The 20570-nt window shown below is 45.7% G+C and carries 20 protein-coding genes; 2 read left to right on the top strand and 18 right to left on the bottom strand.

The features are described 5' to 3' along the window. Positions 1–57: 57 nt before the first annotated feature. The 3 genes from RT269_RS06485 to RT269_RS06475 form a co-directional block, all read right to left on the bottom strand. Entirely contained in the window at positions 58–567 is a 510-nt protein-coding gene (locus tag RT269_RS06485) for a DUF6106 family protein (protein WP_313181362.1), read from the bottom strand. A gap of 239 nt (positions 568–806) precedes the next feature. After that, entirely contained in the window at positions 807–2426 is a 1620-nt protein-coding gene (groL, locus tag RT269_RS06480; RefSeq protein WP_313181361.1) for a chaperonin GroEL, read from the bottom strand. An 81-nt stretch (positions 2427–2507) separates the two neighbouring features. Then, positions 2508–2798, bottom strand: a complete 291-nt coding sequence (locus RT269_RS06475) for a co-chaperone GroES (RefSeq protein ID WP_025231717.1) — start codon at positions 2796–2798, stop codon at positions 2508–2510. 371 nt (positions 2799–3169) lie between these two features. On the opposite strand from RT269_RS06475, the gene RT269_RS06470 reads away from it, so the two are divergent. Then, positions 3170–3814 (top strand): hypothetical protein, encoded by a 645-nt coding sequence (locus RT269_RS06470; protein ID WP_313181359.1) that lies wholly within the window; start codon positions 3170–3172, stop codon positions 3812–3814. Positions 3815–3893: 79 nt separating this feature from the next. On the opposite strand, the gene RT269_RS06465 is transcribed toward RT269_RS06470, so the two are convergent. The 7 genes from RT269_RS06465 to RT269_RS06435 all read right to left on the bottom strand — a co-directional run bounded on the left by RT269_RS06465 (position 3894) and on the right by RT269_RS06435 (position 11322). Next, positions 3894–4970 (bottom strand): M42 family metallopeptidase, encoded by a 1077-nt coding sequence (locus RT269_RS06465; protein ID WP_313181358.1) that lies wholly within the window; start codon positions 4968–4970, stop codon positions 3894–3896. Positions 4971–4995: 25 nt separating this feature from the next. Then, entirely contained in the window at positions 4996–5754 is a 759-nt protein-coding gene (locus tag RT269_RS06460; protein ID WP_313181356.1) for a creatininase family protein, read from the bottom strand. Between the two features lie 99 nt (positions 5755–5853). After that, positions 5854–7449, bottom strand: a complete 1596-nt coding sequence (locus RT269_RS06455; protein WP_313181354.1) for an ABC transporter substrate-binding protein — start codon at positions 7447–7449, stop codon at positions 5854–5856. Between the two features lie 53 nt (positions 7450–7502). Beyond that, a complete protein-coding gene (locus RT269_RS06450; protein WP_313181352.1) occupies positions 7503–8468 on the bottom strand; it encodes an ABC transporter ATP-binding protein in 966 nt (321 codons plus the stop codon). 1 nt (position 8469) lies between these two features. Beyond that, positions 8470–9453, bottom strand: a complete 984-nt coding sequence (locus tag RT269_RS06445; protein ID WP_313181351.1) for an ABC transporter ATP-binding protein — start codon at positions 9451–9453, stop codon at positions 8470–8472. A gap of 30 nt (positions 9454–9483) precedes the next feature. Continuing rightward, positions 9484–10365, bottom strand: coding sequence for an ABC transporter permease (locus RT269_RS06440; protein ID WP_331664089.1), 882 nt, complete (start codon positions 10363–10365; stop codon positions 9484–9486). Positions 10366–10374: 9 nt separating this feature from the next. After that, positions 10375–11322, bottom strand: a complete 948-nt coding sequence (locus RT269_RS06435; protein WP_313181349.1) for an ABC transporter permease — start codon at positions 11320–11322, stop codon at positions 10375–10377. Between the two features lie 541 nt (positions 11323–11863). Between RT269_RS06435 and RT269_RS06430 the strand changes: the two genes are divergently transcribed. Next, positions 11864–12955, top strand: coding sequence for a DegT/DnrJ/EryC1/StrS aminotransferase (locus tag RT269_RS06430; protein WP_313181348.1), 1092 nt, complete (start codon positions 11864–11866; stop codon positions 12953–12955). 63 nt (positions 12956–13018) lie between these two features. Here RT269_RS06430 and RT269_RS06425 read toward each other — a convergent pair whose 3' ends face one another. The 8 genes from RT269_RS06425 to RT269_RS06390 all read right to left on the bottom strand — a co-directional run bounded on the left by RT269_RS06425 (position 13019) and on the right by RT269_RS06390 (position 20490). After that, positions 13019–13741 carry a GntR family transcriptional regulator gene (locus RT269_RS06425; RefSeq protein ID WP_313181346.1) on the bottom strand — a complete coding sequence of 241 codons (723 nt, stop codon included), beginning with the start codon at positions 13739–13741 and terminating at the stop codon, positions 13019–13021. 277 nt (positions 13742–14018) lie between these two features. After that, the gene (gene rhaD, locus RT269_RS06420; RefSeq protein ID WP_313181345.1) at positions 14019–14846 is read right to left on the bottom strand and encodes a rhamnulose-1-phosphate aldolase; all 828 of its coding nucleotides are present in this window, start codon (positions 14844–14846) and stop codon (positions 14019–14021) included. Between the two features lie 13 nt (positions 14847–14859). Further along, positions 14860–16110 (bottom strand): L-rhamnose isomerase, encoded by a 1251-nt coding sequence (locus RT269_RS06415; protein ID WP_313181343.1) that lies wholly within the window; start codon positions 16108–16110, stop codon positions 14860–14862. A gap of 67 nt (positions 16111–16177) precedes the next feature. Further along, positions 16178–16492: an L-rhamnose mutarotase gene (rhaM, locus tag RT269_RS06410; RefSeq protein WP_313181341.1), complete on the bottom strand. Its 315-nt coding sequence runs from the start codon at positions 16490–16492 to the stop codon at positions 16178–16180. Positions 16493–16568: 76 nt separating this feature from the next. Further along, positions 16569–18002 (bottom strand): rhamnulokinase, encoded by a 1434-nt coding sequence (gene rhaB / locus RT269_RS06405; RefSeq protein ID WP_313181340.1) that lies wholly within the window; start codon positions 18000–18002, stop codon positions 16569–16571. 250 nt (positions 18003–18252) lie between these two features. After that, positions 18253–18486: a hypothetical protein gene (locus RT269_RS06400; RefSeq protein ID WP_025231702.1), complete on the bottom strand. Its 234-nt coding sequence runs from the start codon at positions 18484–18486 to the stop codon at positions 18253–18255. A 253-nt stretch (positions 18487–18739) separates the two neighbouring features. Further along, on the bottom strand, positions 18740–19567 hold the full coding sequence (locus RT269_RS06395; RefSeq protein ID WP_313181339.1) for a carbohydrate ABC transporter permease: 828 nt from the start codon (positions 19565–19567) through the stop codon (positions 18740–18742). A 14-nt stretch (positions 19568–19581) separates the two neighbouring features. After that, complete coding sequence (locus RT269_RS06390) at positions 19582–20490, bottom strand: carbohydrate ABC transporter permease (protein WP_100305736.1); 909 nt, start codon at positions 20488–20490, stop codon at positions 19582–19584. Positions 20491–20570: the final 80 nt, after the last annotated feature.

Below are 20570 nucleotides of genomic sequence, written 5' to 3'. Positions count from 1 at the left end.
TCCTGTAACGAAAAAGAAACCAGGCGGTTTTTTGCAAAACCGACTGATTCCTTTCTTTTATACTTGCTTCACAACCTTACGGGGCGCAGTCATCCTCATGCACTGGAGCAGCCTATCGTTAGGTTCAAATATGATCTTGGTCGTTTCAGCACCGGACTGGCTGATTAATGTATAAGTCTTTGCTCCCGGTACGTGGGATGAAAAATCCAGTAGTTTCATGTTTTTTGTTTCATGATCCCTGGCCTCAGTGGAATCGGTGGGAGCTACGATCTGGATCCCTTCCATGGAGCCTTCCCAGGCCTTCTTTCTCTTGCTTCTGCCGTAGATCCGGTCGATGGATAGAGTGTTAGTCACAAATAAGTATTCAAATTCCACTTCGCTGTTGCGGAATACAAAGTATGTGGCGGCTGCGGCTGCAAGCAGAATAAGCACTCCAAAGATTCCGAAAACCGGAGACATGGAGAGGAAAAATGCTATTACGCATAGGATTCCCATCGCAATTTTTATCAACATGGTATAGGCCGGTGATTTTCGCTTCACTAGCCATTCTGCATACATTTCATTCATAACGATTTGGGTCCTTTCTTGTTTCCTGCTTGGCGGCTTAAGGGGGAAGGGAAAGCTTATGGTGATTTAAGTTATGGTTGGTATCCCGGAAGTCCGCAGTGCAGCGGGTAAAGCCATAGGCTTTACCCGCTCACGGGCGTTCGCCCTATGAAACAGAACATGGAAAAATTTTCTTATGTGCAGGCACAACGTAAATTTTTTCATGTTCTGTTTCGCACTGCTCGTTGCTTACGTGAATGTTACATCATATCCATTCCGCCTGGGGCTGGCATTGCAGGTGCTTTTTCTTTAATATTAGCAACAACGGACTCTGTTGTCAATAAGGTAGATGCAACACTTGTAGCATTTTGAAGGGCGCTTCTGGTTACCTTTGTCGGATCCAGGATGCCTGCTTCTACCATGTCTACATATTCTTCCTTGTATGCGTCAAAGCCGGTTCCTACCTTGGACTCTCTCACCTTATTGATGATGACGCTTCCTTCCAGTCCTGCATTGGCTACAATGTGGTATAACGGGGATTCAAGAGCCTTTAAGATGATCTTTCCACCGGTTCTCTCATCACCTTCTAAATTCTTAACAAGTTCCTCAATCTGATTGATGGCATGAACGTAAGCAGAACCGCCGCCTGCGATAACGCCTTCTTCAACTGCTGCTCTTGCAGCAGATAAAGCGTCCTCCATACGGAGTTTTGCTTCCTTCATCTCGGTTTCTGTTGCAGCGCCTACGCGGATTACTGCTACACCGCCGGATAATTTAGCAAGTCTTTCCTGTAATTTTTCTCTGTCAAAATCAGAAGTAGTCTCTTCGATCTGGCCTTTGATCTGGCCGATTCTTGCAGTGATCGCTTCTTTATCGCCGCAGCCGTCAACGATTACGGTATTTTCCTTCTGAACCTTTACGGATTTTGCACGTCCTAAAAGATCAAGGGTTGCATTCTTAAGCTCATATCCCAGTTCATCAGAGATCACGGTACCGCCTGTTAATACAGCGATATCCTGTAACATCTCTTTTCTTCTGTCGCCATAGCCAGGAGCCTTTACTGCGATTACGTTGAAGGTTCCTCTTAATTTATTAACGATCAAGGTCGTTAAAGCCTCGCCTTCCACATCTTCTGCGATGATGAGAAGTCTTGCGCCGGACTGAACCACCTGCTCTAATAAAGGAAGGATCTCCTGAATGTTTGTGATCTTCTTATCAGTAATAAGAATGTATGGATCGTCTAAATTAGCTTCCATCTTCTCCATGTCGGTGCACATATAAGCAGAGATATAACCTCTGTCAAACTGCATACCTTCCACAAGATCCAGCTCTGTCTTCATGGTCTTGGATTCTTCAATGGTAATAACGCCGTTGTTGGAAACCTTCTCCATAGCGTCAGCTACCATCTCGCCGACCTCATCATCTGATGCGGAAATAGCTGCTACTCTTGCGATGGATGCCTTGCCTTTGATCGGCTCGCTCATCTTTGCAATCGCTTCTACTGCTGCTTCAGTTGCTTTTTTCATACCCTTTCTTAAAACGATTGGGTTTGCACCTGCTGCAAGGTTCTTCATTCCCTCATTGATCATAGCCTGAGCTAAAACGGTAGCTGTGGTAGTACCGTCGCCTGCTACGTCATTGGTCTTAGTTGCAACCTCTTTTACAAGCTGTGCGCCCATATTCTCAAAAGCATCTTCCAGCTCGATTTCCTTTGCAATGGTAACGCCGTCATTTGTGATGAGCGGTGAGCCAAAAGATTTATCCAGTACAACGTTTCTGCCCTTAGGCCCTAATGTTACACGAACAGTATCTGCTAACTGATTCACTCCTGATTCAAGTGATTTTCTGGCATCTACGCCATATTTGATCTGCTTTGCCATGATTCATTCCTCCAGTTTTCTGTTAAAATAAATAAACGTACTATCTAAAATCTGACCTTAGAAGGGGTATCGCCTTCTTGATTATTCAATCACTGCTAATATGTCATTCTGTTTTACGATCACATATTTCTCGCTCTCTTCTCCGGTCTCTATCTCTGTTCCTGAATACTTGGAGAAGATTACTTTATCGCCCACTTTAACCTGCATGGTAACTTCCTTGCCGTCTACCAGACCGCCAGGTCCTACTGCGATGACTTCCGCCTGCTGCGGTTTTTCTTTTGCCTGACCCGGCAGAACAATACCGGACTTTGTTGTCTCCTCTGCAACCAATGGTTTTAACACAACTTTGTCAAATAATGGTACTAATTTCATTGCAATTCCTCCTCATAACTTTCTGCTTATTATTTCTTTCTTTGGCCATCCGAAAGAAGTTTTATTTTATTCACATACTAAGTTATATCACTCATTATTAGCACTGTCAATAGTTGAGTGCTAACTTTATATTTTTTTTACATTTTTACCATATTTGTACGATTTTCTCCTTTACTTACATAGTTTATAGAAATTTTCTTATTATATACCTTTATTTTTTCTGATGAACGTATTACAATAACTAAGAGAATGAAGCGCCTTACAAGCGCACCATTATGCCCATCAAGCATAAGCCGTGACAAGGAAGCACCTTGCAGGCGTACCTCTATGCCCAGAATACATGGACGGTAATAAGGAAAGGAGTGTTTCAAATGGCAAAAAAGGGAAATGGGTTTGGAAAATTCGTGGCATTAGCCACTGTGGCCGGCGTTGTTGCAGCCGGCATCTCTTACTTTACGAAATACAAATCCTTCCACAAGGAACTGGAAGAAAATTTCCACGACTTTGAGGATGAGGGAAATGACGACATTTCCAAAATTGACAGCACGATGAACCGCAACTATGTTTCTTTGCACGCCAATAAGGATGAATTTAAGGTTGCTGCTGACCATATGGCAGACGCTGCCAAGGATGCGGTAAGTGCGGCAAGAAACTTGGTAAAGGATGCGGCGAGCATTGTTTCTGATACGGCAAAGGAAGCGGCTTCAGCCGTGGCATTTACCGCAAAGGACATGTTTGACTCTGCAAAAGAACAGACAGATGAGTTTTTAGACGACGAAGAGTTTACGGAAGATGGCGGTTTGGATTACGCTGCCGGAGCCGCAGACCAGATGGCAGAAAAAGCCAAAGAAACTGCAGATACGATAAAAGAAACCGCGGAAACTGCTGCCGAAGCAGTAAAAGATGCAGCAAAGGATGGGATTGATGCGGCAAAGGAAGCTGCAAAGTCCACCGGAGCAGCGATGAAAGAACTGGCCGATGAAACTACTACCATTGTGGAAGAAGAAATGGATTAATCATAAAAGCTACTGGAAAGCGAGTGCTCTCCAGTGGCTTTTTTCATCTGATCCATACTCCGGATCCTTTTACATCCTCTTAAAAACTGCGGATCACCATTTCATTCAAACGCTTCATTATTTCACAGGCCAGCCGTACGCCATTCTGATAATCCTCATAAGAAGAAATTCCATAATGGGTATGAGCATACCGTACCGGTATTCCGATCACAATGGTAGGAACCCCCTGATTGGACAAATGAATAGCCGCTCCGTTGGTTGCGCCGGCCCGGCGGACTGCCTCCTGTACAGGAATCCCAAGCTCCTTGCACAAATTCAGAGCATACCGCTGAAAACGTGGATTGGTAATCATCCTGGCATCGATATGGCGAAGCATTGGTCCCCGCTTAATAGCTGTCTGTACCTCATAGGCTGGCACACAAGTATCATCAGCCGGACAGCCTTCAAATACAATCGCTATATCCGGTTTAATCTTATGGCAGGTCAGACTGGCGCCGCGGACACCTACCTCCTCCTGGGAAGCAAATCCCCCAATCACATCCACATCCAGCTCCATTCCTTCCAGTTCCTGTAACGTACTTATAATAGAAGCACAGCCCAACCGGCAGTCAAAGCTCTTGCCGATCATCAGATCGTGCTTTTCCTGGTATTCAAAGCTTACATCCGGTGCGATCGGCTCCCCGATCCGGATATGAAATTTTTCAACCGCTTCCTCTCGTGATACAGCTCCGATATCCACGGTGATATCCCGGATATCTAAAGGTGCATTCCGCTGCGCTTCGGTCATATAATGAGGCGGCGTGCTGGCAGTAATCCCTGGAATATATTCTCCGTCTGCATTTTTAACCCAAACCCGGTGTGCCGGAATATTGCTGTTTATCCAGCCTCCTAAAGGAATCATCTGCAGAGTCCCATCCGGGCGAATGGCCTGTACCATGAAGCCTACCTCATCACTATGGGCATCCAGCTGAACGATCGGCCGTCCTCCCTTATTTTCCTTCCGGTATATGTAAAGATTACGCAGGCTGTCTTCTTCAAAGTTCCCAAGCCCATCAGCATGTTTCCGTACTGTTTCCACCACCAGGTCCTCAAATCCGGATACCCCATTGGCCTCCGATATCGCTCCAATCATCTGCAGCGTCTGGTTCTTATCCATTCCACACTCTCCTTTATCAAGCTCATTATAGCTTTACTGTCTTCAGTTCCTCAATCAGATCCACTACATAATCTGCAGTCGTCTGAATCATCTCGTTCCCCCATTCCACAGTTGCCGTATTTGGATGATCTGGCCCAATCCAACCGTTGTCCGTCACTTCCGGTGTAGAGCGCAGAACTTCAAACTCTACTCCTTTGAAACGAATGGAACGAAAACCGGTAGCGACCAGATTCTCATTTATATTTTTCAGTTCCAGTGGACCACCGATTTCTGAAGCATCAACCAGATCCGGATCCACAGCCATAACGCCTGCAGTTTCCTCTCCGCCGCCATGACCACCCTTCCAGGCCGGATTCATATCCCATGCCATCAGCCACCAGTTTAACATGACTACCATGGCACCTTTTTTTCGAAAGTCCAGTCCAACCCGTTCTATCACCTTAATATTTCCGCCGTGACCGTTGAGTACAAGAATCTTCCTGGCTCCATGACGGTACAGGTTGTCAATCACCTGATATAAAAATTGATACAGCACCTCCATGTCAATATTCACGGTACCCGGATAATCCGCCAGCGACTGGCAGGCTCCATAAGGAATGGTGGGCGCAATCAGGATATCATTTTTCGCTTCGATCAGTTCCAAAATCCGGTCCGGTATTATGGTGTCCGTTCCTAAAGGCAGATGTCTGCCATGGCACTCGATGCTTCCTATGGATACCAGCACCATATCATTTTCTTTAAAATACTGCTCTGCTTTGGGCCAGGTCAAATTTGCTAATCTCATTTTCTCATCTCCTGAATTTCTATATATTTGATTCACACAAGCAGGGTACCACATACCATGCAGTACCCTCCTGTCCTTTTTATCCTTGTTTCCGCAACATTATTTTGTTACCTTTACCTGATCCAGCTTATGGTATCCGATGGGATCTATCACAAAATCCCCTACTTTTGCACTGGCGCCTACTGTGATGGAATTGTAGTAAACCGGTACATTGTTGCCGATTTCTTTTAACTTAACCGCCAGATCCTCATATGCCTTCCGGCGAACCTGTTCGTCTGCACTGCTTCTTCCGGTCTCAATCAGCTTGTCAATCTCCGGGTCATTGATAAAGGAGCGGTTTCCTGCTGCCCCCTGCTGACTGGAATGCTCCAGAGAATAATAGGTATAATCCGCATCGGTGGTGGATGTTACCCAGCCAAAGTAGCCCATGTCATGCTCTCCGGCTGAGGTACGGGAGATAAAGCTTCCAAATTCCATCACCTCCACATTGCAGGTGATGCCCACATCCTGAAGCATGGCCTGGATCGCCTGACAGATCTCAACCCGTGCCTGATTATCATTTACCCAGATGCTGGTGGTAAATCCATCGGGATAACCGGCTTCCGCCAGTAATTCCTTTGCTTTCTCCGGATTATACTCATAGGCACCCGGACTATAGTAGCCAAATACCAATGGAGCGATGATCGCATCCGCAGGCTGACCGGCGCCGCAGGCAATCGTATCAATCAGTGTCTGTCGGTCTATGGCAAATTTAAGTGCCTCTCTGACTTTTGCATTGTCAAATGGTACCTTATTCATATTCAGAGAGATATAGTAACAAGACAGTGATGGCGCCTCAAACAGCGCCAGCTTAGGATTATCATTAATCCTGGCCATATCATTAGGAAGGATATCATAGGCCAGATCAACTTCACCCGTTTCCAGTGCAATCGTTCTCTGGGATGCCTCAGGAATAACGCGCATTACCAGATTCCTGGTCGCCGCCGGAGTTCCCCAATACTCGTCAAATGCTTCCAGCCGGGCAGAATCTCCCTGCTTCCAATCAACAAATTTGTAAGGGCCGGAACCAATTGGGTGAAGCTTAAATCCCTCTTCGTCCTGCTCTACTGTTTTCTTAGGGACAATTGCTGCAAAGGGGACAGACAAATTACGAAGTGCCGGTGCATATGGAGCATCCAGGGTAATTTCCACCGTATACTCATCCACTGCATTGACCGTATCGATAAAGTCTACGATATAAGATACTGCTGCAGATTTAATTGCCCGGTCCAGAGAAAATTTCACATCCTCTGCTGTCATTTGGGAACCATCATGAAATTTTACATCCTGGCGGAGTTTAAATATATAACTGGTATCAGAAGTCTGCTCCCAGCTTTCTGCCAACGAGGGTTCCAGTACACCTGTCTCAGGATTTACCACCGTCAATGTATCAAAGATATGCTTGGTTACCTGAACAGCCGTAGTTTCTTTCCCCTGATGAGGATCCAGTGATGTGATATCAGCTCCCTGAGCCCAGGTAAGTGTGTCACTGTACTCACTTAAGCCTGTATCTGTCCCATCTGCCGGTTTCCCGCCGGACGTCTGGGCATTGCCTTGTACTTCCTTGTTTGCGCCGGAACCGCCGCATCCTGCAGCAGATACTGATACTGCTGTTACGAGTATCAAAGCTGCAACTTTTTTCCATGTCTTTTTCATACGATAACTCCTCTCTTTTTTATAAACACTGGACTATTCCAGAATTTATCCCGTTATGTATTCTGAACCATCTGACAGCTGACAAAATGCCCCGGCTCCATCTCTTTTAATACCATTTCCCGGCTGGTACACACCTGGCTGACATAGGGACAGCGTCTGGCAAACCGGCAGCCCGGTTCGGGATTGATGGGCGATGTCAACTCCCCATTCATTGCAATGCGTTCCATCTTAAAATCCGGATCCGGCACGGGAATTGCTGATAAAAGTGCCTGGGTATAAGGATGCATCGGATGTTCAAACAGCTTCTTAGCCGGTGCCATCTCGACCATCTGCCCCAGATACATAACCAGAATGTCCGTGGCAAAATGCTTCACAACCGATAAATCATGAGTAATGAACAGATAGGTCAGATGCAGTTCATCCTGAAGATCCTGCATCAGATTCAAAATCTGGGCCTGAATGGATACATCCAGCGCTGATACCGGCTCATCACAGACAATGAATTTGGGATTTACCGCCAGGGCTCTGGCAATACCGATCCTCTGCCTTCTCCCGCCATCAAGTTCATGAGGGTACACATTCACCAGGCGTTTTGCAAGACCGACCAGATCCATAATTTTATCTACCTGAGCATGAATCGCCGGATCCTTTGCTTTATAAAGCCCCTGAACCAACAGAGGTTCCATAATCGCTTCGTTTACAGTCATCCGCGGGTTCAAGGAAGCAAAGGGATCCTGGAAGATCATCTGCATGTCCTTTCTTAATTCCTTTAACCGCTTTCGGTCATAACCGGTAATATTCTTCCCCTGAAAATACACACTTCCTGCAGTTGGTTCGTGCAGGCGTAAAATCGTACGTCCCATCGTAGATTTTCCGCATCCGGATTCCCCTACTATTCCCAACGTCTCACCTTCCCGGACAGAAAAGTTTACGTCATCCACTGCATGCAGCACTCCGGCAGGAGTTTGAAAATATTTTTTAAGCCCCTCAACCTTCAGCATCTCTTTGTTTTCCTGCATATTAATTACCTCCCAGCCCATTATTATAACGGAAACACCGAACCTGATGAGTTCCTTCAAGTGCGGTCATCAAAGGGGGATTTGATTCACATTCTTTGAAAGCATACTTACAGCGCTCATAGAATTTACACCCCTTCGGCATTCTGGCCGGGTCCGGCATCATCCCTTCAATGGCCTGAAGCCGCTTTACATCCGCTGTCAGACTGGGGATCGATCCGAATAAACCTTCGGTATACGGGTGACTGGCATTTTTATAGACTTCCCAGAGGTTTCCATATTCTACGATCTCTCCGGCATACACAATCGCTACGTAATCACAGTTTTGTGCCACCACCCCCAGATCATGGGTAATCAGCATCATCGACGTATCATTCTCTGCTTTTAATTTGTGGATCATATCAAGCACCTGTGCCTGGATCGTTACATCCAGTGCCGTCGTTGGTTCGTCGGCAATCAGAAGCCGCGGATTGCATGCCAGCGCAATTGCAATTACCACACGCTGCTTCATACCGCCGGAAAACTGATGGGGATACTCAAGGAACCGTCCAGCCGGAATGCCTACACGCTCCAGCATATCTTCTGCCTGCTTCTGTGCTTCTTTGGGGGTCAGATGATTGTGCTGTGCGATCACTTCCATAATCTGTTCCCCGACTGTCAGTACCGGATTCAAAGAGGTCATAGGATCCTGAAAAATCATAGATATATGCTGTCCCCGGATCTCCTGCATCTCTTTTAAGGATAGAGACAAAAGATTCCTTCCTCCATATAATACTTCTCCGCTAACAATCTTTCCGGGCGGAGTGGGGATCAGACGCATGATTCCTTTTGCAAGGGTCGTTTTTCCGGCACCGGTTTCGCCCACAATTCCCAGAGTTTCGCCCACTCCAATCCTGATATCAACACCATTTAACGCCTGTACGGCTCCGTCTTCCGTCTCATACCGAATCGATAAATTCTTTACTTCCAGTAATGTCCCGCCTGCCATAAGTTGTCCCGCCTTTCTCCTGTTAAGGATTTAATCTTTCAGTCTTGGATCCAGGGCATCACGAAGACCATCTCCCACCACATTCAGGGCCAGAATGGTCAGCATGATCCCTAAACCCGGAATCACTGTCACATGCCAGGAATCACGGATATAACTTCTGGCGTTGGAGAGCATGGCTCCCCATTCCGGCGTTGGCGGCTGTATTCCCAGACCAAGGAAGGACAAACCGGCAATGGACAGAATCGCTCCGGCAATGCTTAATGTTATCTGAACAATGATCGGAGCCATGCAATTGGGCAGCACATACTTAAATATAATCCTTAAATCACTGCAGCCGATCGCTTTTGCAGCTTCTATGTACTCTTGGTCTTTCACCGTCAGAACCGGTGCCCGAACCGTTCTCGCAAAGGTCGGAATATAGGCAATGGAAATAGCCAGCAGAACATTAACCAGACTGGTTCCCAGTGCCGCAACAATGGCGATGGCCAGCAGCATGGAGGGAATGGCCAGCAAAATATCCATGAAACGCATAATCAGATTATCCGCACCTTTTCCATAATAACCTGCAACTGCCCCCAGCATCCCGCCAAAGACACAGGAGACGGAAACCGCCACGGTTCCCATGAACAGGGAATAACGAGTTGCCCACAGCATCCGAAGCAGCATGTCTCTGCCAAACTCATCAAGACCAAATGGATGGTTCATACTTGGCGGTAAAAGTCTGCCTGTCAGATTCTGCTTTACCACATATGATAAGTAAAAAGATTTATTGGTAACCAGGTCAATTACCGAAGTAGCAACTGCAATAATAATCAGCAAAAAAATAAAACACAATCCCGCCATTGCCAGACGGTTCTTTTTAAAACGCCTCCAGGCCTCCGCCCAGAGAGATCTTTGTTTTTTTCCTTCCACCAGCCGCACCTACTTTCTCTTATACTGGGACTTAATACGCGGGTCTACAAAAGCATAGACAATATCCACAGCCAGGTTCACAACCGTAAACATAACTGCCAGAAAGATCACAGACCCTAAAACCAGAGGAATATCCTTTGATTTAATAGCCTCTACCATAAGCCGTCCCAGCCCAGGCCAGGAAAATACGGTCTCAGTCAGCATCGCTCCGCCAAGAAGGGTACCAAACTGAAGTCCTACCGCCGTAATGATCGGAATCATGGCATTCTTCAGCATGTGACGATAGGTAATAATCTTTTCCGATACACCTTTGGCACGAGCCGTATCGATATAATCCTGGCGGATTACCTCCAGCATGGAAGAACGGGTCATGCGGGTAATGGTTGCCGCCGCACTGGTTCCCAGTGTAACCGCCGGCAGAACCAGACTTTTAAGAAGCGGAGCAAGACCCTGCCCCATGCCCTGGGAAGGGAGCCAGCCAAGATTTAAGGCAAACACAATTACCAGCAGAAGCCCCATCCAGAAGCTGGGCATGGATACCCCGATCAAAGCAGTTACCATAGAAATGTTATCCAATGCTGAATATTGGTTCTTGGCCGATATAATTCCTACCGGGATCCCAATCGCCAGCGCCACCAGAATTGCCGCAACTGCCAGCATTGCTGTATTTGGAAACCGGCTGATCACCTGATCCCAGACACTTAAACTGTTTTTGTAAGATGTTCCCAAATCACCGTGAAGCATCTTTAAAAGATAACGCCCATAGCGGATCAGAAGAGGATCATTTAATCCCAGTTCCTCACGCTTCATAGCCAAGGCTTCCGCTGAAGCCTGATCTCCCAGAATAATCGCCGCCGGATCACCAGGCGACAGATTCAGGATGAAAAACACAATAAATGTGACTCCGATAATGACCGGGATTAACATTAGAAGCCGTTTGATCATGTACTTATACATACTCCTTCTCCTCTTAATTATATAGTCATAGCTTTTCTTCCTGTTTTCCAAATAGAAGCTATGCCGTTTAAGATGTTGTAGTTCCGTGTGTTTCCTTGTATTTCCTTGTATTTCCTTGTATTTCCTTGTATTTCCTTGTATTTCCGCGTATTTCCTTGCTTTTGATCGGTAATTTTACTGCGAAAAATATGACCTTAACTATAGAATTTAACGGTCTGCACCTATATTCAGGTATTAAAAAGAGCCTGCCTGAGCAGACTCCGCACGTGACCCCTTTATCATCGTACATTGAAATTAACAGCTTACACCATTGATTTCCATTCATTAACAAAATCAATTGATTTTGCTTCTTCTATTTTGTTAAGAAAAGTATAAAACAATTTTATATGATTGTCAACAATATTATTTATTGTATAACAATATTTTTTATTTACTTACATTTTTATTGTATACAATATCTGGATCTGGTATAATAAATACGTGAGTACTGATTTTTAAGTAAGTATGAAAAAATACTATTTGACTTAAAGAGGAAAATTACATGAAAAATATTGGCGGTTATTTCAGCTTTGAACAGCTGACAGAAACAGAGAACCACTTTTTTGAAGAATTATGTCCGGAAGCAGGGGATCTTGCTTTCTTGATGTCTGGCCGGTGCGCCATATATTATGCTCTGGAAGACATTAAGCTGACAGATCATACGCGAGTTGCTTACGTTCCTGTTTATACCTGTGAGACCGTTCTGGCTTCTTTCGAAAAAGCTGGTTACCAGCTGCTTTTTTATGATGTTGACCGATCGATGACACCAGTATTTGATAAGTCGGTCCTTAATCAGATCAGTGTTCTTTCCCTCTGCGGCTACTATGGTTTCTGCACCTATGACAGAGAATTTGTTGGATTATGCAGGGAATGGGGTGTCCGCGTAATAGAGGATACTACCCATTCCATCCTTTCATGGAACGGCATCGATCCCTGCTGTGATTATATTGCCGGGAGCCTGCGCAAATGGATCGGTATTCCCTCTGGCGGCTTTGCAATTAAGGCCCAAGGTCACTTTACAAAAAGGCGGCTGGAACCAGCCTTCACTCACCTGGCTATGCGAACAGCGGCCATGCTTGAAAAAGAAACCTGGCGTCATTCTTCTGACCCAATAGCAGCCCAAAAACTGGCTGCAGCAACCTCGGTATTCTGGGATGCGGAAATAATGCTCCGTCAGATTTTCGATTCCTTTGATAGTGATCCGGAATCGGTCCAGATCATGAAGCACATGGATGTGGATGCCATCCGGCGGAAACGCCGGGAAAATTATCGTTATCTTCTGGATCATCTGATACCCCCGCCGGATCTGACCATAGTCTTTCCAGTGCTTGCTGAAGAAACTGTCCCCAGCCACTTTACTTTCTATGCTAAAAACCGAGAGGAAATCCAGGGCTATCTGACGGCTAATGGTGTAAGCAGCACTGCATATTGGCCGGTTCCCTCAGCGATTCAGTTAACCGGCCATCCTGATGCGGCATATATCTATGACCATGTTCTTTCGCTGCCCTGCGATCAAAGATACGGGCTGAAGGAAATGCAGTATATTTGTCATCTTCTGAATCAATATCCCAGACCCGTTAATTCCATAGAATAATAAAAAATCAGAGATCTCTGACCACTGTCAAAAGATCTCTGATTTTTTATCAGCCAACTGTCTCTATGAAAAAAACAACTCTTTATTCTCCATCTTCATACCAATCCGATAAATCCGCTCTCCTGTGGCCTGGTAATGATTATCCAGGGCTTGTTTGGATTTTTCCAAATCTCCCCTCTTTATCACTTCTAAAAGCTCTTTGTGAATTTCATATGTGGTTGTTGGACCATTAACAGCATACTTTTCTTTCAAAAGCTCATTCATGGCACTGTTATTCCTGCTGTTTCTTGCGGTCAGAAACATGGCTCCATTCATGGGACTCATACTCTCCCACAATTTTATCAGCCGCTCCATCTGGCCGGACTTAAGAATCTGCTTATGAAACAGTTCGTCACAACTAACCAGACGGGGCATCTCCCCCAGTTCATCCTCACAGATCATCCCTTCCAGAGCTTCCTCCATTAGAAATATGCAGTCTTTTAGAAGATGTCCGTCGCATAATTCCAACGCAATCTTTTCCAAACTGCCCCTAAGAAAAAATATCTCATATGCTTCCTTAGGAGAAAGAAGAGTCACGGTACAGCCTTTATTGGCTTCATACTCTACAAAACCTTCGTGCATCAATATTTTTAACGCTTCCCGCACAGGTCCCCTGCTCATCCCCAATTTCTCTGCAAGTTCCTGTTCTACGATTTTTTCCTTATGCTTGAACCTTCCCTGAAGAATCTCTTGGCGAACATAATCGGCTGCTAACTGAGCAAGATTTCCTTTCTTATCTATTGCCATGTTCCATATTTTCCTTTCCTTAAAAATTTCTGATCCTGTGCCAATCATAACTTTTTCAATTATTATATCACAATTCAAGTTTACAATCATCTGCTTTTTTCAGCCGGATAACTGCCGGATAACTGCCATATCTCTTCGAAAGAGAAACCCACGCAATGCCGGGCGCACTAAAAGGGGCTGTCGCAAAATGAAAAATTTCAACAAGATATGGTTTCTGGCTGCTTGGTGCATACCCATATCTTGTGTGAAAAATCATTTTGCGACAGCCCCTTGCACGTTATTTTTCGTACAGAAATTCTTCCGGCAGATTCACTTTAAAATCAACCGCCAGATCGCGGAAGTTTTGAGGCGTGATGGTCTGAAGCTTATCCGGACGGATGGAAAGCACCTTAACAAGGATTTCCGCAGACTTTTCTACCGTATGCATAAGACCAAAGGTCAGGTCAAAGTCCTCTCCTGAAGCAAATAAGCCGTGATGAGCCCATACAGCCACATCGTACTTCTTCATCAGCTCACTGGTTGCCACTGCAATATCCCGTCCGCCAGGCACCATCCAGCCAACCACACCTACGCCGTCCGGGAAAACCACCGGACATTCAGTTGCCATCTCCCATAATTCCCGGGTGAAGACTTTATCCTCTAAGGGAAGAACAAAGGTAAGGGCAATTACATTGGCAGGATGGGCATGGTAGATCACCCTGTGCTTACCGGATGCAGCCTCTTTCTTTACTTCATGGTTCATAAGATGGGAAGGAAGCTCGCTGGTGGGGCGCCCGCCGTTTACTAACCCCCAGCGGATTCTGTAATTCTCACCGCTTTCATCCACCTCAATGATACAGGTATTGGCTTCCGGATCCAGGATCACGTTGCGGAAATATTTCCCGCTTCCGGTCACCATGAAATACTCTCCTGCCAGACCCTTTACACAGGTTCCGATGGGCTGCCAGGGATTCTTATCCGAGAAGCTTTCTCTCACTGATTCTACCTCTGACTCCTTGATGCGGTAGCTTAAATTTCCGCCGTTTCTCTCATGCCAGTTCTGGCGGAAGCCATCATCGCATAAGCGGATAAAGCCTTTTACAAATTCAGTATCTAACATATTCATATTCTTTTTCTCCTTATTTCCGGTTAAGCAGCACTTCTTTTTCATAGCTGCGTACTTCTTCAAACCAGTCTTCCTTTGCCGGAACTCCGTTTATCTCACAGAAATAATTCCATACATCGCCTATAGGATAAAGCTTAAGCTCCTCCTGAAGCATCATCTGCTCCGTAAACTCCCGTTCCTTCTGTAACAGGGCAAGGGTTTCATTGGGAAGAAGAAGGGCATTTAACAACGCCTTCTGCATATTGCGCATTCCCACGATCCATGCGCTTAAGCGGTTGATGCTTGCATCAAAGAAGTCAAGGGCTAAAAGAACGCGGTCAGCTCCGCCCCGGATGATTTCCTTTGCAATTTCTTTTGTTTCATCGTCAAACAACACCACATGGTCGCTGTCCCACCGCACCGGCCTTGTCACATGAAGGGCCACCTTGTCAAAGAACAGGAGCATGGAAGATATCTTATCGGATACCACTTCCGTGGGATGATAATGGCCGCTGTCCAGCAGGCATAGGATATCGTTCTTGGAAGCGTAATTCATATAAAATTCATGGGAACCAACCGTACAGCTTTCCATACCGATTCCAAACACCTTGGATTCTACGGCTACATAAACCTTGGTTTTATCGTAATCCATGGAAAGGATCTGGTCAAGAGAATCTTTTAACCGCGCCCTTGGGGAGGTACGGTCCGCCGGAATATCCTTAAAACCGTCAGGAATCCAGATGTTCATGGTACATGGAGTCCCCTGCTCGACCGCAAAATATTCAGAGATACGGATGCACGCCTGTACGTGTCTGATCCAGAAGCTGCGGATTTCCTCGTTTTCACTGGACAAGGTGGCATTCTCTGCCTTTGGATGGGAAAACAGGGTGGGATTAAAATCAATGCCGATCCCTCTTTCCTTTGCAAACTCTGCCCATTTTGCAAAATGCTTGGGTTCCAGCTGATCACGGTCCGCCCATTCTCCCTCTTCAAATACGGCATAGCTTGCATGAAGGTTAATCCTGTGTTTTCCAGGAATCAGGCTCAGCGCTTTGCCCATATCATTCATCAGCTCCTGAGGATTTCTGGCACGTCCCGGATAATTGCCAGTCGTCTGAATGCCGCCTGACAGCCCGCCGGCTCCGTCAAACCCTATTACGTCATCTCCCTGCCAGCAGTGCATGGAGACAGGAATCTTCTTCAGTGCCTCCAACGCCTCATCAGTATTAACCCCAACGGCCTTGTATGCTTCTTTTGCTGCTTCATATCTTTCTTTTATTGTCATGGCTCTCTTCTCCTTTTCTTAATTTCTGCCCGGGCTTTTATAAGGCCGGGGCTTCCTATGGAATCGTTCAGTCTAAATGAAATACAGGCTTTAAGCCGACAGAAACAGGGCTGTTATCCGGGTTAGTCTTCATGATGTCAGCCATATAATCCCACCATTTCCGGTTGATGGGCGTATCTGCAGATTCCGCCCATTTCTCTTCATCCTCGATCTCAATATATCCGTAGAGGACATTGGTTTCCTCATCTAAGAAAATAGAGTAATTATGTCCCCCGTGCCGGCTGATCATGTCCTTCATTTCCGGCCAGAGCAAATTGTGCCTTTTCTCGTATTCTTCGGCCATTCCTTCATTTAAGTACATTTTAAAAGATTTTCTTATCATGCCTTTTCCTCCATTCTGCCCATGCTCTCTGGGCATATAGGTATACCCGAAGGGTGCTTCCTCCATTCTGCAACAGCTAATTCCCTGGCTTATACTCCTTTACGGCAAAGGACCGGTATACTGCCTCCCTTGCCTGTTTTAAGTTCTCAAATTCTCCGGCAGCCAGCATTTGGGCCAAAAGATTTCCGATGGCAGTGGCTTCTCCCGGTCCGGCATAAACGGTCCGTCCTGTGCGGTCTGCCGTCAGCCGGTTCAAATACTCTGCATTGGAGCCTCCTCCTACTACATGGATGGCCGGATAGGTCCTTCCGGTGATGGCTTCCAGTTCCTTTACCGTATTTCCATAGCAGGCAGCTAGGCTGTTGTATATGACGGCCGCGATCTGTCCCGGAGTCTTTGGCACCTCCAGCCCAGACCTGCTGCAGAAATCCTGCACCTCCCTGATCATGCTCTCAGGAGACAGGAAGGAAGGATCGTTACAGTCCACAATGGAAGGGATCACTTCCTCAGAGGCCATCTGGCAAAGCTCTGCAAAGGAGTAAGCCTCTCCCTTTTCTTTCAGTTCCTTTTTCACAGACTGGATCATCCAAAGCCCCATGATGTTTTTCAAATACCGGAAGCGGTGATCATAGCCGCCCTCATTGGTAAAATTTGCTTCCATGCTTTCCATGGTACAATCTGCCTTAGGAAGCTCCGTTCCCATCAAAGACCAGGTCCCTGAGCTGATGTAAAGGAGACCGTCCATGGAATCCTCTCCAGCCGGATCCAGGGGAACCGCCATGACGGCAGAGCCGGTATCATGGGTTGCCGGAAGGACTACCTGGCAGGTAAACCCTACTTCCTCTTCCATGGCCTTTGCCAATGGTCCCACTGATGTTCCCGGCATGGACAGCTCCCCAAACAGCCTTTCAGGCAGGCCCAGCTTCCGGATCAGTTCATAGTCCCAGGCTCCGGTTTCCCCATTGACCAGCTGGGTGGTTGTTGCATTGGTATACTCCTGTTTTTTCACCCCTGTCAGCAGATAGTGGAAATAGTCCGGAATCATAAGGAAGGATTCCCCTTTCTCTAAATATTCCGGATTTTCTTCCCTGACAGCCATGAGCTGATAAATGGTATTAAAGATCTGCTTCTGGATGCCGGTTCTTCCATACAAATCTTTTAGGGAAATGATCTCATACAATTTTTCATCCATTCCCTTTGTTCTGTCATCCCGGTATCCCACCGCATTTCCAAGCATCCGGTTCTCTCCGTCTAAAAGGACAAAATCCACAGCCCATGTATCGATCCCCATGGCAGCCGGGATCTTCCCAAGCTTCCTGCATTGCTTCATGCCCTCTTTAATTTCATGAAATAAGGATTCCACATCCCAGCACAAGTGCCCGTCCTTTTGTTTCATTCCATTGTCAAACCGGTAAATCTCCTGAAGGACCAGCTTCCCTTCCTTTACGGTCCCAAGAATATGGCGGCCGCTGGATGCGCCAATGTCTACGGCAAGATAATACTTCTCCATGTAAACCACTCTCCCATTGTTTTCTTCTTCCCCGCCCACGCTTACCGGGCAGGGCCCACCCTTTTTTACAGGGTGTAAAGATATATCCGCAGGGTATGTCTTCTTTCCTGTCCGTTCTTACGGGCATAAAGGTATGCCTGCAGGATTTTTCTACTTTAATCATAACGGATAACCACAAAAAAAATAAGGACGCTGTTTGTTTAAAACTGCGTCCTTATTTGCATATCCGTTCTTCGTTCATCTAAGCGTTTCAATCCGCCTTTGATGAAATAAGCAATTCCTTTAAATCCATGATCGACATTTCATGCTCGTCCAATATTGTTGATACTTCCTTAAATTGTTCCAGCTTTATTTTATCCTGAATATCTTTCTCTTTTTCGCCTAAAGTTACCAGACTGTTTTTGTATTGCTGAATCGATTCCTGGACCTCTTTTAATTCTTCCTGAAGTTTTTCAAGTGGTGTCTTTCTTACTCCTCTTGGCATACTGGTTCTCTCCTTTACAGAAATATTTTTATCAACCATATATTACCAAGTATATGCAAAGTTTCTATTGTTTATTACTTTATAACTTCCATTATTAAAAAATTTCCAGGAAGAACTTTTATGAATGCTTTTCGGTTTTAAAGGTCTGTTCATGGATTAACTAAAAGGAAAGGAAAACGGATGTCATCCGCTTTCCTTTCCCTGTTTCAAACAATCCTCTTATGATTTCTATAAACGATTCCCTGCCGGTTATTTAACCTTTTACTCCCGTATGGGCCACTCCCTCAATAAACTGTTTCTGGAAAACAAAGAACAAAACAACCATTGGAATGACAGCCAGAACAGCGCCAGCCATCTGTGCCGGATAATCGTTGGTATGCTGTCCCTGAAGCGTGGAAAGTGCCGGAGCCAGAGTCATCTTTGTTGTGGTAGTATTGACGATTAAAGGCCACATAAAATCATTCCAGGCAAACTTTGCCGTGAAAATCACAAGGGCTACGATCCCTGATTTTACCAGAGGGACCATGATCCTGGTCAGGATCTGGAGCCTGCCGCACCCGTCCAGTATGGCAGCTTCCTCCAGTTCATCAGGAAGGGATAAGAAAAACTGCCTCATCATAAAAGTTCCAAATGCACTGAATAAGTTTGGCAGAAAAAGTGCAAACATGGTATCTAAAAGCCCCAGCTTCTGCACGATAAGGTACTGAGGCACCAGAAAGATCTGTCCCGGTACCATCAGGACGGAAAGCACTAACAAAAACAGGATATCTCTTCCCGGAAACTTAATCCTGGCAAAGGAATATGCAGCCAGGGTACAGATCACTACCTGTCCCGCAACCGTTATAACCGTAGAAAATACCGTGTTCATATAAATTCTTCCAAAGGGAAGGGCGGTCAGAACATTATGATAGGCTTCTGTTACAAATTGTTCTGGCAGAATCGTGGGAGGAATCATCATGGATTCTCCCTTTGTTTTAAATGATGTACATAGCATCCAAAGGAACGGAAGCACGGTGATACCGATTCCTGCGATCAGTATCAGGTGGATCAATAGTTTTTTTCGTTTACTTGATTTCATCATCCGGCTTCACCTCCTTAGTCGTAATTGACCCATTTTCTCTGTCCTATCATCTGAATCACTGTTACCAGCATGATGATAGAAAAGATCAAAATGGATATGGCTGCTGCATAGCCCTTATGGCCATAATCAAAGGCATTCCGGTAGAACATCATGACCAGGGTCTGGGTGCTGCGATAGGCCGTATTCGTTTTTACAACCATCATATAAATGGTATCAAACACCTGAAATCCGCTGATGATCGAGGTGATCATGACGAAAAATATGGTGGGTGACAGCATGGGGATTGTGATTTTAAAAAACTGGTGAATCCCGCTTGCCCCATCTACAGATGCCGCCTCATAATAGGATCTTGATATCCCCTGCATGCCTGCCAAAAGAATGATCATGTTATAACCTACCGTTCCCCATATCCCAACGATCATAATCATGAACAAAGCTGTTTTGGGGTCGGTGATCCAGCCATGAGGAGCAAAACCCAAAGCCTTCAGCGCCGCGTTTAAAAGACCGTACTGCTCATTATAAATCCATTTCCAAACCATTGCCACCGCGGCCGACATGGTCACGGATGGCAGAAAATAGATGGTCCGGTAAAAAGAAGTTCCCCTGATTTTCGTATTGAGCAGGGCAGCTACAAACAAGGATAACATAAGGCCCAGGGGCACGGTGATCCCGACGTAGAGAAGTGTATTGCCAAGAGAGTTCCACAGTTCTTTATCCTTAAACATTTCCAAATAGTTGTTAAGGCCATAAAAGGTGGCTACATTGAATTTATTCACTTCATTAAAGCTGAACCAGAAATTCTGAATAAAGGGAAAAATATAAAATACGAAGATTCCAAGCAACAGGGGTGTTATGAATAAGTACCCCTCTCCCCATTCTTTCCATTGCCGCTTTGCTATTTTCTTTTTTGTCGTACCCTGCATATATACACCTACTTATTATTTTTTGCTAAAATCGCATCAGCGTCGGTTTTAAGCTGGCTGCATACATCCGCTAAAGTCTT

Origin of the sequence: Lacrimispora sp. (assembly GCF_032078915.1) — a bacterium.
GTDB lineage: Bacteria > Bacillota > Clostridia > Lachnospirales > Lachnospiraceae > Lacrimispora.
This window is presented reverse-complemented; position numbering and strand designations above follow the sequence as displayed.